Below are 14,795 nucleotides of genomic sequence, written 5' to 3'. Positions count from 1 at the left end.
CCGAAGGACAGTTGAGACCATGGCCAATACCACTTCCGCCAAGAAGGCGACCCGCAAGATTGCCCGCCGCACCATCGTCAACAAGTCGCGCCGCACCCAGATGCGTGGCGCGGTCCGCACCGTCGAGGAAGCGATCAAGCGCGGCGACCGCGAGGCGGCACTGAAGGCGATGACGCGCGCCGAACCCGAACTGATGAAGGCGGCGCAGCGCAACATCATTCACAAGAACAACGCGAGCCGGAAGGTGTCGCGCCTGTCGCACCAGATCGCGAAGCTCGCGAAGTAAGCTGACAGAAAAAAACAATCGTCACGAAGCCCGGCGCACGCCGGGCTTTTTTGTTTTTTGCGGTGGAAGAGTTTCGTCTCGCGAGAATCGTCGCATTGCTGCGCACTGCACTGCGTGTCATGTTTCAACGCGTCCGTAGTTTTACCGGATGCGAACGACACGGCACGCGAAGCGTGCGCGCGAGCGAGAGTTCTCTGCGTTGGTTAACGCAAATGGGCTATCGATCAACGCGCGCTGCGGAAATCGCGAGGGGGAGTTACCCTGCAAAAGTAATCGTGAAAAATGACGCTTCGCGAATTACTTATGCACATAGCGTTGTCGAGCGATTGGAAAAACGACCGTCGCGACAGCAAACGTAAATTATTTATGAATTTTTTTTGGTGTTACACCTCCGTTTGTGACACGCGCGAATCTATGCGCGGATTCAAAAACTTGCTTTCGCGATTTCGCATTTGCAGCGCCGCAACAGTTGCGAAGAGTCTCGATCCCCGTCGAATCCACGGATTGTCAGAAAATAAGCTTGGTGTAATTGTCTACTTGTCCGCGACGCCCACGGCTCTCCAGATCAGCGCGGTTTGAGACCCAAGGGCGGACGTGCAAATCGGCGGCGGTATGCGCGTTAGCGACGCTCTCCAAGCGAAGCTAGATCGACAACTCATAGCAATGTGAGGACGGTTGACCTGTGTCTAAATTTCTCCGGCGAAGCGCCCGGTTCTCCGGGAGCCTCGAACAAGAGAGACCAGGATCGACCGTCAGAGTCTGGCAGTGGGGAACGCGGAGCGAGCGGACGGGTTGACGAGGATAGATACGCGGCGGCGCAGCGTTGGGCACTTCGGTGCTCGGTGGCAGCAGACTGACCTTGAAGACACAAGCGAGCTGATAACTCGCCGCGACACGTCGCGGTGAGAGGGGGAGGTACTATGTCTTACGGAATCATCAGTGCAGTGGGCACATCGAAAGTTGGAATGCAAATTTCAAATGATACCGTAATTTCTTCCTCCAATTGCAGCTCCTCCCCGCAGAGACCGTCGAGTACGCGCTGACCTCGCGGGACGCTTCTTCTCCAAACGACTGATCTGGGCCAACGGCGCGTTGTCGCCGAACGGTTGATCCATGTCCGGAGCAGGCAGCGCCCGCTTGAGGTCGCGCCGTGGCAAGAAACATGCACGGCGGTTTCACAACAACAATTCACTCTGTTTGGAAAAGTACGAGGCAATGACGAATACAGAACAGGATCGCTGGTCGCGGGTGAAGGGGCGGCTGCGGACGAGCGTTGGCGAGGATGTGTATACGAGCTGGTTTGCACGTATGGACCTCGAAGGCGTGCAGGACGAGAGCGTGCATCTGTCGGTTCCGACGCGCTTCCTGAAGAGCTGGATCCAGGCGCATTACGCCGACCGGGTGCTCTCCTGCTGGCAGGCCGAGATGCCCGAGGTGCACAAGATCGATCTCACCGTACGCTCCGCGATCCGGGCGGCGGCGCCGGTGAAGGAAGCCGCTGCGCCCGTCGAGGCGCGCCGCGTCGAGCGCACCGACGGCCGTCCGGCGCCGGAACTGCGTTCGGTCGCGACCGCGCCGGTGTCCGCAAGCCATGATGCGCTCGGCGGTTCGCCGCTCGACCCGCGGCTGACCTTTGCAAGCTTCGTCGTCGGCCGCTCCAACACGCTGGCGCATGCGGCCGCCCGCCAGGTCGCCGAAGGACGTCGCGGCGATCCCGTGATGTTCAACCCGCTCTACATTCACGCCGGCGTTGGCCTCGGCAAAACCCATCTGCTGCAGGCCGTGACCTGGGCCGGCAATTCGGGGAGCGAGCGCAAGGTGCTCTATCTCACCGCCGAGAAATTCATGTACGGCTTCGTCGCCGCGCTGAAGACGCAGACGGCACTGGCGTTCAAGGAGGCGCTGCGCGGCATCGACGTGCTCGTGATCGACGATTTGCAGTTCCTGCAGGGCAAGTCGACCCAGGCCGAGTTCTGCCACACGCTGAACGCGCTGATCGACGCCGGCCGTCAGGTCGTGATCGCGGCCGACCGTCCGCCGTCGGATCTCGAAAGCCTCGACGACCGCGTGCGCTCGCGGCTTGCCGGCGGGCTCGTGGTCGAGATGGGCTCGCTCGGCGAGGAGCTGCGGCTCGGCATCCTGAAGTCGCGCGTCGCTGCCGCCCGCGCCCATCACGCCAGCTTCGACGTGCCGGAGGAGGTGCTGGATTATCTCGCGCGCACCATCACCCATAATGGCCGCGACCTCGAGGGCGCGATCAACCGCCTGCTGGCGCATTCCAAGCTCAACAACCAGCCGGTGACGCTGGAGATGGCCGAGCGCGAGGTGCGTGACCTGATCCGCCCGCAGGAACCGAAGCGGATCAAGATCGAGGACATCCAGCGGGTGGTGGCCCGGCAGTACAATGTCAGCCGGTCCGACCTCTTGTCGTCCCGCCGGACCGCCAATGTGGTGCGGCCGCGCCAGGTCGCGATGTACCTGGCGAAGACGCTGACGCTGCGTTCGCTGCCGGAGATCGGCCGGCGCTTCGGCGGCCGCGACCACACCACGGTGCTGCACGCCGTGCGCAAGATTGAGGCACTGGTCGCCAAGGATACCGCGCTCTCCGAAGAGGTCGAATCGCTGAAGCGCCAGCTCCAGGAATAAGGCAGCCTCTTCCCGCGTCTCGCCGCCCTCCCCCTTCTTGCGAGGGGGAGGGCGAACGTTTTTCCGACCCAAAACGTGGGGAACGGGTCCCGTTTCCCTTGCACCGGCCGGCCATCCGCGCCACCTTGCGGTCCCCCCGTGGGTTTGATCAAATCCGACATTGATCCGGCTTTTCGGGTTTCCAATGCTGCGGCGCTGCCATGAGCGGCCGCCCGGCTTTTCCATCTGAGGGATCTGGCGGGTATTGCAATGAAGGTCACCGTCGAGCGCGCGCAACTCCTGAAATCGCTAGGCCACGTCCACCGCGTGGTCGAGCGGCGCAACACCATCCCGATCCTAGGCAACGTGCTGATCCGCGCCGAGGGCGCCAAATTGTCGCTGAAGGCGACCGACCTCGACCTCGAGGTGACCGAGACGCTGGCCGCCGAAACCGGAACCGCCGGCTCGACCACCGTGCCGGCGCACATGTTCTACGACATCGTGCGCAAGCTGCCCGATGGCTCCCAGATCGTGCTCGAGGCCGACGGCGACCGTTCGGTGCTCGCAGTCAAGGCCGGGCGCTCCCGTTTCACGCTGCAGACGCTGCCCGAGAGCGATTTCCCGGATCTCGCGGCCGGCGACATGACGCATTCGTTCTCGCTGCCGGCATCCGACATCAAGCGCCTGATCGATCGCACGCAGTTCGCTATCTCGACCGAAGAGACCCGCTATTACCTCAACGGCATCTATTTGCACTCGGCCGGCAGCGCCAAGGCTGCGACGCTGCGCGGCGTCGCCACCGACGGCCACCGTTTGGCGCAGATCGACCTCGCGTTGCCCAAGGGCGCGACCGGCATGCCCGGCGTGATCGTGCCGCGCAAGACGGTCGGCGAGGTGCAGCGGCTGATCGAGGACGGCGAAGCCGAGATCGCGATCGAGCTGTCGCAGGGCAAGATCCGCTTCACGCTCGGCAATGTCGTGCTGACCTCGAAGCTGATCGACGGCACCTTCCCGGATTACGGCCGTGTCATTCCGCAGAACAACGACAAGGAACTCGTCGTCGACAAGAAGGATTTCGAGGCTGCCGTCGACCGCGTGTCGACGATTTCGAGCGAACGCGGCCGCGCGGTGAAGCTCGCGCTGTCGGCGGGCAAGCTGGTGCTCTCGGTCACCAACCCGGATTCCGGCAGCGCCACCGAGGAGCTCGAGGTCGAGTACGCCTCCGACGCCCTCGATATCGGCTTCAACTCGCGCTATTTGCTCGACATCGCCGCCCAGATAGAGGGCGAAGTCGCGGTGCTGAAGCTCGCCGATCCCGGCTCGCCGACGCTGGTCCAGGACCGCGACAACAAGGGCGCGCTCTACGTGCTGATGCCGATGCGGGTGTGACGCTTCTCTTCGCGCGCACCATGACTAGATTGCGTCATGGCCAGGTAAGGATACCTGGCGATGACGAGCCGACATGACCCCGTCCCGCATTCACCGCCTGTCGCTGACGCATTTCCGCAACTACCGCGCGGCGACGCTGTCGGCGCGGGGCGACATGGTCGTGCTGGTCGGGCCGAACGGTGCCGGCAAGACCAATTGCCTGGAAGCGATCTCGTTCCTGTCGCCCGGACGCGGGCTGCGCCGCGCCACGCTCGAGGACATCGCTGACAATCAGGGCGACGGCTCGTGGGCCGTGTCGGCTGAGGTCGAGGGCGCGCTTGGGCTCGCGACGCTCGGCACCGGCATCGATCCACCGAGCGGCGAGGCGAACGGTACCAGCCGGCGCTGCCGCATCGACCGTGAGCCGGTGGGTTCGGCTGCCGCCTTCGGCGATCATCTGCGGATCGTGTGGCTGACGCCGGCCATGGACGGCCTGTTCATGGGCGCAGCCTCCGAGCGGCGGCGCTTCTTCGATCGCCTGGTGCTGGCGATCGATTCCGACCATTCCAGCCGTGTCTCGGCCCTGGAGCGCTCGTTGCGCTCGCGCAACCGGCTGCTTGAGGTGCGCAACTACGACGACCATTGGTGCGACGCGATCGAGCGCGAGACCGCTGAGCTCGCGGTCGCGGTCGCCGCATCGCGCGGCCAGACCGCCGCACGGCTCGCCGTGATGCTGCGCGAGCGCGGCGCGGCCTCGGCCTTTCCCTCGGCCGAGATCATGCTCGACGGCTGGATGGAGAACGCGCTGCTCACCGAGCCCGCAACCGCCGTGGAGGACCGTTACCGCGACATCCTGCGCGCCAGCCGGCCGCGCGACGCAGCCGCCGGCCGTACGCTCGACGGGCCGCATCTCACCGACCTGCAGGTGGTCTACGCGCCGAAGAACATGCCGGCGCGCGATGCCTCGACCGGCGAGCAGAAGGCCCTCTTGATCGGGCTGGTGCTCGCGCACGCGACGATGGTCGCGGAGATGACCGGCATCGTGCCGTTGCTGCTGCTCGACGAGGTCGTCGCCCATCTCGATCCCAACCGGCGCAAGGCGCTGTTCGACGAGCTCGCAAAGCTCGGCGCGCAGGTCTGGATGACCGGCGCCGATCCCGCCGCCTTCGTCGATATCGGGCCGACCGGCGAGATCTTCGACGTCGAAGCTGGCCGGGCGACGCGACGCGGCTGACGGGCTCCAAATCGTCGTCCGCGGGGCGCCGGAACAGGCCGCCGAATCGAGCTTTTCAAGGGCTCCAGAATCGCCCCTCAAAGGCCTTGAAAAATGGTAAAAAAACGCCATCTATTCAACAACTTGCAGATAGAGACTTTGCGCTAGGCGCAACCCCGCTTTCATGGCACAAATAGCATCATCAGCGCCTCATATTGCGCAGCTGATCCGGGACACCCTCGAAGGCCTCACATGACAGAACCTGCCCGGCAGACCCCTGCCGAACCTGAGCATCCCATTCCGGTCGAATATGGTGCGGAATCGATCCGGGTGCTGAAGGGCCTCGACGCCGTCCGCAAGCGGCCCGGCATGTATATCGGCGACACCGACGACGGGTCCGGCCTGCACCACATGGTCTACGAAGTCGTCGACAACGCGATCGATGAGGCGCTCGCCGGCTATGCGAGCCGCGTCGAGGTCGTGCTCAACGCCGACAATTCGGTCACCGTGCGCGACGACGGCCGCGGCATTCCGGTCGACATCCACAAGGGCGAAGGCGTCTCGGCAGCCGAGGTCATCATGACCCAGCTCCATGCCGGCGGCAAATTCGACCAGAACTCCTACAAGGTGTCCGGCGGACTGCACGGCGTCGGTGTCTCCGTGGTCAACGCGCTCTCCAGCAAGCTCGAGCTGCGGGTCTGGCGCGACGGCAAGGAACATTACATCGAATTTGCGCATGGCGACTCCGTCGCGCCGCTGAAGGTAGTCGGCGAGGCCAATGGCAAGCGCGGCACCGAGGTCACTTTCCTCGCCTCGACCGAGACCTTCAAGAACGTCGAGTATGATTTCGCGACGCTGGAGCATCGGCTGCGCGAGCTCGCGTTCCTCAATTCCGGCGTCAACATCGTGCTCTCCGACATGCGCCATGCGGTCGAGAAGCGCGAGGAGATGCACTATTCCGGCGGCGTCGAGGAATTCGTCAAATATCTCGACCGCAACAAGAAGGCGATCGTGCCAGCGCCGATCATGGTGCGTTCGGAGGCCAACGGCATCGGCGTCGAGGCCGCGCTGTGGTGGAACGACAGCTACCATGAGAACGTGCTGTGCTTCACCAACAACATACCGCAGCGCGACGGCGGCACCCATCTGGCCGGCTTCCGCGGCGCGCTGACGCGACAGGTCAACGGCTATGCCGATGCCAATGCGAAGAAGGAAAAGATCGCACTGACCGGCGACGATTGCCGCGAGGGCCTCACCGCGGTGCTGTCGGTGAAGGTGCCCGATCCGAAATTCTCGTCGCAGACCAAGGACAAGCTGGTGTCCTCGGAAGTGCGCCCGGTGGTCGAGAACGTGCTCAACGAAGCGCTCGCGGCCTGGTTCGAGGAGCACCCGAGCGAAGCCAAGGTGATCGTCGGCAAGGTGATCCAGGCCGCTGCCGCCCGCGAAGCGGCGCGCAAGGCGCGCGAATTGACGCGCAAGAGCCCGCTCAGCGTCTCCTCGCTGCCCGGCAAGCTCGCCGACTGCCAGGAGAAGGACCCGGCGAAGTCCGAGCTCTTCATCGTCGAGGGTGACTCGGCCGGCGGCAGCGCCAAGCAGGGCCGCAACCGCGAGTTCCAGGCGGTGCTGCCGCTGCGCGGCAAGATCCTCAATGTCGAGCGCGTCCGCCCCGACAAGATGCTGTCGTCTGAGCAGATCGGCACGCTGATCACCGCGCTCGGCACCGGCATCAGCGACGATTTCTCGATCGACAAGCTGCGCTATCACAAGATCATCGTGATGACTGACGCCGACGTCGACGGCGCTCACATCCGCACGCTGCTCCTGACTTTCTTCTACCGGCAGATGCGCGAGATCATCGACGGCGGCTACCTCTATATCGCCCAGCCGCCGCTCTACAAGGTGACGCGCGGCAAGTCCGAGCAGTATCTGAAGGACGAGCGCGCGCTGGAAGATTACCTGATCTCGACCGGTCTCGACGAGTGCGTGTTCAAGCCGGCCAACGGCGATGAGCGCGCCGGCCGCGACCTGCTGGCGCTCGTCGAGGACGCGCGCGTCATCCGCGCCGTGCTGCGCAATCTGCACAGCCGCTACAATCGGAAGGTGGTCGAACAGGCCGCGGTAGCGGGCCTGCTTGGAAAGGATATCTATAGCGATCCGGCAACCGCCAATGCGGCTGCGGAATACATGGCCCGACGCCTCGACAATCAGGCCGAGGAGGTCGAGCGCGGCTGGATTGGCCAGTTCGTGGAAGGCCAGGGTTTCGTGTTCGAACGCACCGTCCGCGGGGTCAAGGAAGTCGCTGTGATCGACGACGCTTTCCTCGGCTCGGCCGATGCACGCAAGCTGCACGAATACCGGGAACGGCTGCAGGACGTCTATGCGCGCGCGGGCAAGCTCCGCCGCAAGGAGTCCGAGACGACCATTCACGGCCCGATCGACCTGTTCGAGGCCGTCACGGAAGCCGCCCGCAAGGGCATCGCGCTGCAGCGCTACAAAGGTCTCGGCGAGATGAACCCGGGCCAGCTCTGGGAAACGACGCTCGACACCGACGCACGTTCGCTGCTGCAGGTGAAGATCAAGGAGGTCGACGAGGCCGACGATATCTTCACCAAATTGATGGGCGACGTGGTAGAACCGCGCCGCGACTTCATCCAGGAAAATTCGCTCAGCGCCAACATCGACATCTAGCCGGGGACCAGCGTGGCGCCTATCCAGTACATCGTCGAGGGCGGTCGCCGGCTCTCCGGCACGATCGAGCCGTCCGGCAACAAGAACTCCGCGCTGCCGATCATCGCCGCGGCGCTGCTTACCGAACATCCGGTCACGCTGACCAACGTCCCGCGCATCCGCGACACCGAGACGCTGGTCGAGCTGTGCCGTTCGGTCGGAGCCTGTGCCGAATGGACCGAGCGCAACACGCTTCGGATCCATGCCAAGGAGATTCGCGCCGCCGATCTCGATCCCGACCTGTGCGCGCGCATCCGGGCCTCGATCCTGCTCGCAGGTCCCCTGCTCGCGCGCTGCGGCGAGGTCGCGCTTCCCCCGCCCGGCGGCGACGTGATCGGCCGCCGCCGTCTCGACACGCACTTCCTCGCCTTCGAACAGCTCGGCGCCACCGTTACCGCGACGCACCGGCTCGAATTCCGCGCTCCGCGGCTGAAGGGCGCCGACGTGTTCCTGGACGAGCCCAGCGTCACCGCGACCGAGAACGCGCTGGTGGCCGCGGTGGCTGCCCGCGGCACCACCTTTTTGCGCAATGCGGCCTCCGAGCCGCATGTGCAGGACCTCGCGCACTTCCTGGTCGCGCTCGGCGCCAGGATCGAGGGCATCGGCACCAACACCATCATCGTGCACGGGCCGGCAACGCTCGGCGGCACGACTTACGCGATCCAGCCCGACCACATCGAGGTGGGCTCGCTGATCGGGCTCGCCGCGGTGACGCGTTCGCCGCTGCGCATCGCGCGCGCCGGGGTCGAGCATTTGCGCTCGATCCGGATGGGCTTTGAGCGGCTCGGCATCGTCTGCGGCGTCGAGGGCGACGATCTCGTCGTCCCGTCGGGCCAGACCATGAAGATCCAGGACGATTTCGGCGGCCACGTGCCGAAGCTCGAGGACCAACCCTGGCCGGCCTTCCCGGCGGACCTGATGTCGATCGCGATCGTCACCGCGACGCAATGCGACGGCGTCATCCTGATGCATGAGAAGATGTTCGAATCGCGGATGTTCTTCGTCGACATGCTGATCGCGATGGGCGGACGCATCGTGCTGTGCGACCCGCATCGCGCGATCGTCGCAGGCCCGAGCCGGCTGCGCGGCGCGCCGATGACCTCGCCCGACATCCGCGCCGGCATGGCGATGCTGCTCGCCGCTGTTTGCGCCGAGGGCACCTCCACGATCAACAACGCCGGTCAGATCGAGCGCGGCTATGAGCGGATCGAGGAGCGGCTGAACGCGCTCGGTGCCAAGATCAAGCGGATTCCCGCGCGATCGTGATCGCCTGCGGCAGCTTGGCCATCCTTTTGGCCGGCCTGCCGTGCTAAGCCTGCCGCCATGACCTCCATCGACAAGATCGAATCGGCCGCGCCGCGCGCGGCCGTCACTGTCCCTCGCAGCCTGCTTGCGGTCGAGCTCGCGGAAACGCTGAAGCTTGCGGTTCCGCTTGCGCTGACCCAGCTCGGTCAGATTGCGATGATGACGACCGATCTGGCCTTCATCGGACGGCTGGGCAGCGACGCGGTGGCAGCCGCGGCGCTCGCCCACACCGTGTTCTTCGTGAGCTTCACCTTTGGCATGGGGCTCGTGTCGGCGGTCTCCCCGCTCGCCGCACAGGCGTTCGGCGCACGCGACCCGCGCATGGTGCGCCGCGCGCTTCGCGTCGGCCTCTGGGTCGCGCTGTTTATGGCGCTGCCGCTGATGGCCTTGCCGTTCCACGGCGAGAGCATCCTGCTCAAGCTCGGCCAGGCGCCGACCGCAGCGCATCTGGCGCAGGAGTATCTGTTTGGGCTGGCCTGGGGCATCCTGCCGGCGCTGTGGTTCATCGCCATCCGCGGCTTCATGAGCGCGGTGAACCGGCCCGAGCCGGTGCTGTGGATCACGCTCGCCGCGATCCCGGCCAACGCATTGCTGGTCTATCTCCTGCTCTACGGCAAATGGGGCATGCCCGAGCTCGGCCTGTTCGGCGCCGGACTTGCGACCACGACCGTCAATTTCGGGACGTTCCTCGCCGGCGCGTGGTTCGCCGCCGACCGCCGACCGTTCCGCAAATATAACGTGTTCAGCCGGATCTGGCGCATCGACTGGCCGCTGATGGGCAAGCTCGTTGCCGTCGGCGCGCCGATCTCGATTGCCTTCTTGCTCGAATACGGCCTGTTCGGCGCCGCCGGCCTGCTGATGGGCCTGATCAGCACCACCGCGCTCGCGGCGCACCAGATCGCGCTGCAGATCGCAGCAATCCTGTTCATGGTGCCGTTCGGCATCAGCATGGCCGCGACCGTGCGGGTCGGCCATGCGGTCGGCCGCCGCGACGCCGACGCGGTGCGGCGCGCGGGCTTTGTCGCGGTGGCGCTCAGCGGCGTCTTCATGAGCATCATGACGCTCGCGGTGATCCTGGCGCGCTTCGAGATCGCGGCGCTCTTCCTCGGCGAGACCACCGACACCACCGCGCAGCTCACCGCGATGCTGCTGATGATCGGTGCGACCTTCTTCATCGCCGACGGCGTCCAGACCACCACCGCCGGCGCGCTGCGCGGCATGAACGATACGCAGGTGCCGCTGCTGTTTGCCACCATCAGCTACTGGCTGGTCGGATTCACGTCGGCCTCTGCGCTCGGATTCTGGACCTCGCTTGGCGCGGTCGGTGTCTGGATCGGGCTGTCGCTCGGGACTGCGGTTTATGCGACCCTCCTGATCTTGCGTTTCCGCCTGCTGGCGAGCAGATTGGGCGGATGAGGGTCGCTGAGGTCACGCCAAACGTGGATCCGGCTGCGCTGCTTGCCGGCGCGCAGTTCGTCGACGCGTTCCGCATCGCGGTCGCGCGGTCCGATCTCGACGCGCGCCACGCGGCAGAGGCGATGGTCGCGCGACAACCACGCTGGGCCGAAATGCTCGTTGCCCTGCGCAACATCCTGGTCAAGCCGCTTGGCCTGAAAACCTCGGGTGCGAGCAAGGGCACCCCCCGCGACATGATCGGGATCTTTCCCGTCGTCAGCGAAACGCCGGAACGGCTGGTCGCCGGATTCAACGACAAGCATCTGGACTTCCGCCTCGTCGTCGACGTCGCCGCCACCGGGGCCGCACGCAATGTCACCGCGACCACGCTGGTGCTGACCCATAACTGGCTTGGGCGGGCCTATCTCGCGCTGATCCTGCCGTTCCATCGCCTGATCGTGCCCGCGATGCTCCGCAAGGTGGCGGACTAGACCATGACATTGTCGGTCGATCTGTTCTTCTCGTTCCGCAGCCCCTACAGCTACCTGGCGCTGCCGAAGACGCTGAAGATGGTCGCCGACTATGATGTCGCCGTGAATCTGCGTCCGGTCTATCCGCTGGCGGTGCGCGTGCCCGGCTTCTTCAAGAAAACCAATCCGCAATTCGCCCGCTATGTCGTGCTCGACTCGCGCCGGGTCGCGCAACACGAGAACATCCCGTTCCGGTTTCCGCAGCCGGACCCGATCGTGCAGGACATGACGACGCTCGATGTCGCGGCGGATCAACCCTACATCCACCGCCTGACCCGGCTCGGCGCCGCGGCCCAGCTCGAGGGCCGTTCGCTTCCCTTCACCTGCGCGATCAGCCGCGTGCTCTGGGACGGCAGCGTGAAAGGCTGGAACGAAGGCGATCATCTGGCGAAGGCCGCCGATGCCGCAGGCTTCGATCTCGCCGCGATGGATGCCGCGATTGCGGCCGATCCCGACTGTTACGAACAGGTCATCAAGGGCAACGAGGAGGCGCACGCCGCGTCCGGCCATTGGGGCGTGCCGACCTTCGTATTCGAGAACGAGCCGTTCTTCGGCCAGGATCGCATCGACCTGCTGATCTGGCGCATGGAAGGCAAGGGCCTTTCGCGTCGCGGCAGGTAGCGCCACAGTCACTTCTTGCGCCCCTCCGAGGTGTCGGCCGCGCCGCACCAGTCGCCGTGGCAGCGATCGAGATCGTTGAGGTTCTGCCGCATCTGCGCCAGCGAGAAGCCCAGCGCGAAGAAGCGCTCGGCCGCGTCGACGGGCAGGCCGCGGATCAGGCCTTCCTTGCGGACCGCGGCGACCTCCGCGCTATAGGCCTCCAGCGCCGCATCGACCGGCGCGATGTCGACGGCGCCAGAGCCCGCGCGCAGCGAGGCCGCGACCGATGTCATGTAGCTGACGATCGCGCCGCTGACGTCGGACAAGGGCCGCGCCAGCCGCGCCTGCACGTCGGCCGGCAGCGGCACGACGCAGGCGCGACCGATCATCACCACGTCGTGGCGCAGCCGCTGGATGGTCCGCAGTAGCGGACCGGTATCCGGGCCCGACGACAAATGCACGGCGCGCTCGCGCTCCGCCTCGAGGCCGGTGGCGTGCAAATTGGTCACCGCCGTGCCGATGCCGTCCTGGATCCGATGCAGCGCGTCATTGTCGAGGCCGCGCGTCAGGCCAGCGAGCAGTTCGGCGAATGCCGCCGCAAGCAATTCCAGCAATCGCGCCGCGTTGACGCGGATCTGGCTGACCGCGCGCGACGGCAGCACCAGGAACGACACCGCCAACCCGGTCAGCGCGCCGACCGTGACCTCGACGACGCGGTCGATCGCCGAATCCAGTGGATTGGACTGGTGCATGGTCGGGAGCAGCAGCACGATGACGGCCGTGACGGTCGCGGAATTGAGGCTCGGATTGAGCGCGGCGATGAAGGCGAGCGGCGTCACCGCCAGCACCAGGAGCGCGAGCAGGCTGCCCTCGCCGGAATGCGGGATCAGCACCGCGATCGCCCCGCCATAGATCGCGCCGCCGATGGTGCCGAGCATGTAGTCCCGCGTCGCCTTCAGCGAGCGCCCGACGCTCATTTGCGTCACGATCAAGGACGTCAGCACCGCCCAGAGCGGCAGCATCAGATGCAGCGCGACCGCGATCGCATAGGCGGCCACCGCCGCGACCGCGATCCGGACCGCCAGCGCGAGCTGCGTCTTGCGCGCCCAAAGCGGGCCGAACATGCGTTTTGCGAAGGCCATCATGCGCTGCGTTCCGAAACTCCGGGACATAGCTGTGTTAAGCGGGATTGAGCATGGCTGATGCCCGCGGCGGCAAGGCGGCTTGAAAGGCCCAACCGGCCCGCCTACCCTGCGCCGCAAATTTGAGGAAACACGATGGCCCACGAAACCGCAACGCTTGCTGCCTATGTCGCCGACCTGAAATTCGAGGACATCCCGCCGGAGGTGCTGGAGCGCGCCAAGGTGCTGACGCTCGATTTCCTGGGCAGCACCATCCGCGCCCGCCGCGATGCGGAATCGACCCCGTCGCTGATGAAGATGCTTCAGGCGCTGGCGCTCGACGGCAAGGGCGAGGCCACGGTGTTTGGCGACGCGAAGACCTGGACACCGGCGGTCGCCGCGCTGCTCAATGGCGCGCTCGGCCACTCGCTTGATTTCGACGACACCCATGCCGATTCCTCACTGCACCCGAGCGCACCCGTGGTGCCCGCAGCCTTCGCGGTCGGCGAAATGGTCGGCGCCTCCGGCCGCGACGTGCTGACCGCGATCGTCGCGGGCTATGAGGTGTGCTGCCGGCTCGGCAATGCGCTCGATCCGACCTCGCATTATGCCAAGGGTTTTCACCCGACCGCGACCGCCGGCACCTATGGCGCGGCAGCCGCCGCGGCAAAGCTGTTCGGCCTGTCGAAGGATCAGATCGTCTCCGCCTTCGGCGTCTCCGGCAGTCAGGCCGCAGGCTCGCTGCAATTCCTCGTCAACGGCGCCTGGAACAAGCGCTACCAGGTCGGCGCCGCCTCGATGAACGGCGTGATCGCCGCGACCTTGGCGCGCAACGATTTCATCGGCTCGACCGAGTCGGTCGAAGGCAAGCACGGCCTGCTCGTCGGCTACAGCGATGATGCGCATCCGGACAAGGCGGTCGCAGGCCTCGGCCGCACCTATGAGACCATGAAGATCGGCGTGAAGCCGTATCCGAGCTGCCGCTACACCCATGCCGCGATCGACGCGCTGATCGCGATGCGGCGCGAGCACAATCTGACGCCGGACCAGATCCGGAAGGTCGAGATCGGCCTGCACCGCAACGGCATCACGCTGACCGGCGACGCCGCCACCAAACGCCATCCGACCTCGATCGTCGGCGGCCAGTTCTCGATGTTCTTCACCGGCGCCATCGCTCTCGATCAGGGCCGCTTCGGCTGGGACGATTACGACCGGCTTGGTGATGCGGCGATTGACACGCTCGCCGACAAGTTCGACGTGGTGCAGGACGACCGCCTCGAGATCGGCCGCACCCATCCGTTCGGCGCCCGCGTCTCGATCACGACCGATGACGGCGTGCATGAGCGGCTCTATGCCGACCCGTCCGGCGAGCCGACCTCGTTCCCCGACGCAAAGGCGATGCAGCAGAAATTTTTGACGCTGGCCCGCCCCGTTCTCGACAAGCGCGCCGACGCCCTTGCGGATGCGATCTTGACGCTGGAGCGGTTCGATCGCGTGGAGAAGGCGACGCAGCTCGGGCGGCAGTAACGGCGACCGCGCCCAAGAGGCGCTGTCAGACCCGTCAACCTGAGAGCTTGTGACCCTATGAGTGGTGACCGCGCCATTTGGCTCAGTAGAGCGATGGC

The 14,795-nt window shown here is 65.6% G+C and carries 11 protein-coding genes; 10 read left to right on the top strand and 1 reads right to left on the bottom strand.

The window, feature by feature from the left end; all coding sequences use genetic code 11:
* Nucleotides 1-19: 19 nt before the first annotated feature.
* From rpsT to ACFFWD_RS16330, 9 genes are all read left to right on the top strand, one after another.
* Nucleotides 20-286 (top strand): 30S ribosomal protein S20, encoded by a 267-nt coding sequence (gene rpsT, locus ACFFWD_RS16370; protein ID WP_376966857.1) that lies wholly within the window; start codon nt 20-22, stop codon nt 284-286.
* Nucleotides 287-1,501: 1,215 nt separating this feature from the next.
* A complete protein-coding gene (dnaA, locus tag ACFFWD_RS16365; RefSeq protein WP_376966855.1) occupies nt 1,502-2,932 on the top strand; it encodes a chromosomal replication initiator protein DnaA in 1,431 nt (476 codons plus the stop codon).
* A gap of 249 nt (nt 2,933-3,181) precedes the next feature.
* Complete coding sequence (gene dnaN, locus ACFFWD_RS16360) at nt 3,182-4,300, top strand: DNA polymerase III subunit beta (RefSeq protein ID WP_376966853.1); 1,119 nt, start codon at nt 3,182-3,184, stop codon at nt 4,298-4,300.
* 73 nt (nt 4,301-4,373) lie between these two features.
* On the top strand, nt 4,374-5,513 hold the full coding sequence (gene recF, locus ACFFWD_RS16355; RefSeq protein WP_376966851.1) for a DNA replication/repair protein RecF: 1,140 nt from the start codon (nt 4,374-4,376) through the stop codon (nt 5,511-5,513).
* 231 nt (nt 5,514-5,744) lie between these two features.
* Nucleotides 5,745-8,180 carry a DNA topoisomerase (ATP-hydrolyzing) subunit B gene (gene gyrB, locus ACFFWD_RS16350; RefSeq protein WP_376966849.1) on the top strand — a complete coding sequence of 812 codons (2,436 nt, stop codon included), beginning with the start codon at nt 5,745-5,747 and terminating at the stop codon, nt 8,178-8,180.
* 12 nt (nt 8,181-8,192) lie between these two features.
* Nucleotides 8,193-9,485, top strand: a complete 1,293-nt coding sequence (gene murA, locus ACFFWD_RS16345; protein WP_376966847.1) for a UDP-N-acetylglucosamine 1-carboxyvinyltransferase — start codon at nt 8,193-8,195, stop codon at nt 9,483-9,485.
* Nucleotides 9,486-9,542: 57 nt separating this feature from the next.
* Nucleotides 9,543-10,940: an MATE family efflux transporter gene (locus ACFFWD_RS16340; RefSeq protein WP_376966843.1), complete on the top strand. Its 1,398-nt coding sequence runs from the start codon at nt 9,543-9,545 to the stop codon at nt 10,938-10,940.
* On the top strand, nt 10,937-11,410 hold the full coding sequence (locus ACFFWD_RS16335; protein ID WP_376966841.1) for a DUF2867 domain-containing protein: 474 nt from the start codon (nt 10,937-10,939) through the stop codon (nt 11,408-11,410). Before ACFFWD_RS16340 ends, ACFFWD_RS16335 begins: the two co-directional genes overlap by 4 nt.
* A 3-nt stretch (nt 11,411-11,413) precedes the next feature.
* Complete coding sequence (locus ACFFWD_RS16330; protein ID WP_376966840.1) at nt 11,414-12,070, top strand: 2-hydroxychromene-2-carboxylate isomerase; 657 nt, start codon at nt 11,414-11,416, stop codon at nt 12,068-12,070.
* An 8-nt stretch (nt 12,071-12,078) separates the two neighbouring features.
* On the opposite strand, the gene ACFFWD_RS16325 is transcribed toward ACFFWD_RS16330, so the two are convergent.
* Complete coding sequence (locus tag ACFFWD_RS16325) at nt 12,079-13,191, bottom strand: FUSC family protein (RefSeq protein ID WP_376966885.1); 1,113 nt, start codon at nt 13,189-13,191, stop codon at nt 12,079-12,081.
* Nucleotides 13,192-13,326: 135 nt separating this feature from the next.
* Here ACFFWD_RS16325 and ACFFWD_RS16320 point away from each other — a divergent pair, with 135 nt between their 5' ends.
* The gene (locus tag ACFFWD_RS16320) at nt 13,327-14,697 is read left to right on the top strand and encodes an MmgE/PrpD family protein (protein ID WP_376966838.1); all 1,371 of its coding nucleotides are present in this window, start codon (nt 13,327-13,329) and stop codon (nt 14,695-14,697) included.
* The last annotated feature ends 98 nt before the right edge of the window (nt 14,698-14,795 follow it).

Source organism: Bradyrhizobium erythrophlei, from assembly GCF_042430365.1.
Classification (GTDB): Bacteria; Pseudomonadota; Alphaproteobacteria; order Rhizobiales; family Xanthobacteraceae; genus Bradyrhizobium; species Bradyrhizobium erythrophlei.
The sequence above is the reverse complement of the archived record's forward strand: the minus strand, read 5'-3'. Positions and strand labels throughout refer to the sequence as shown.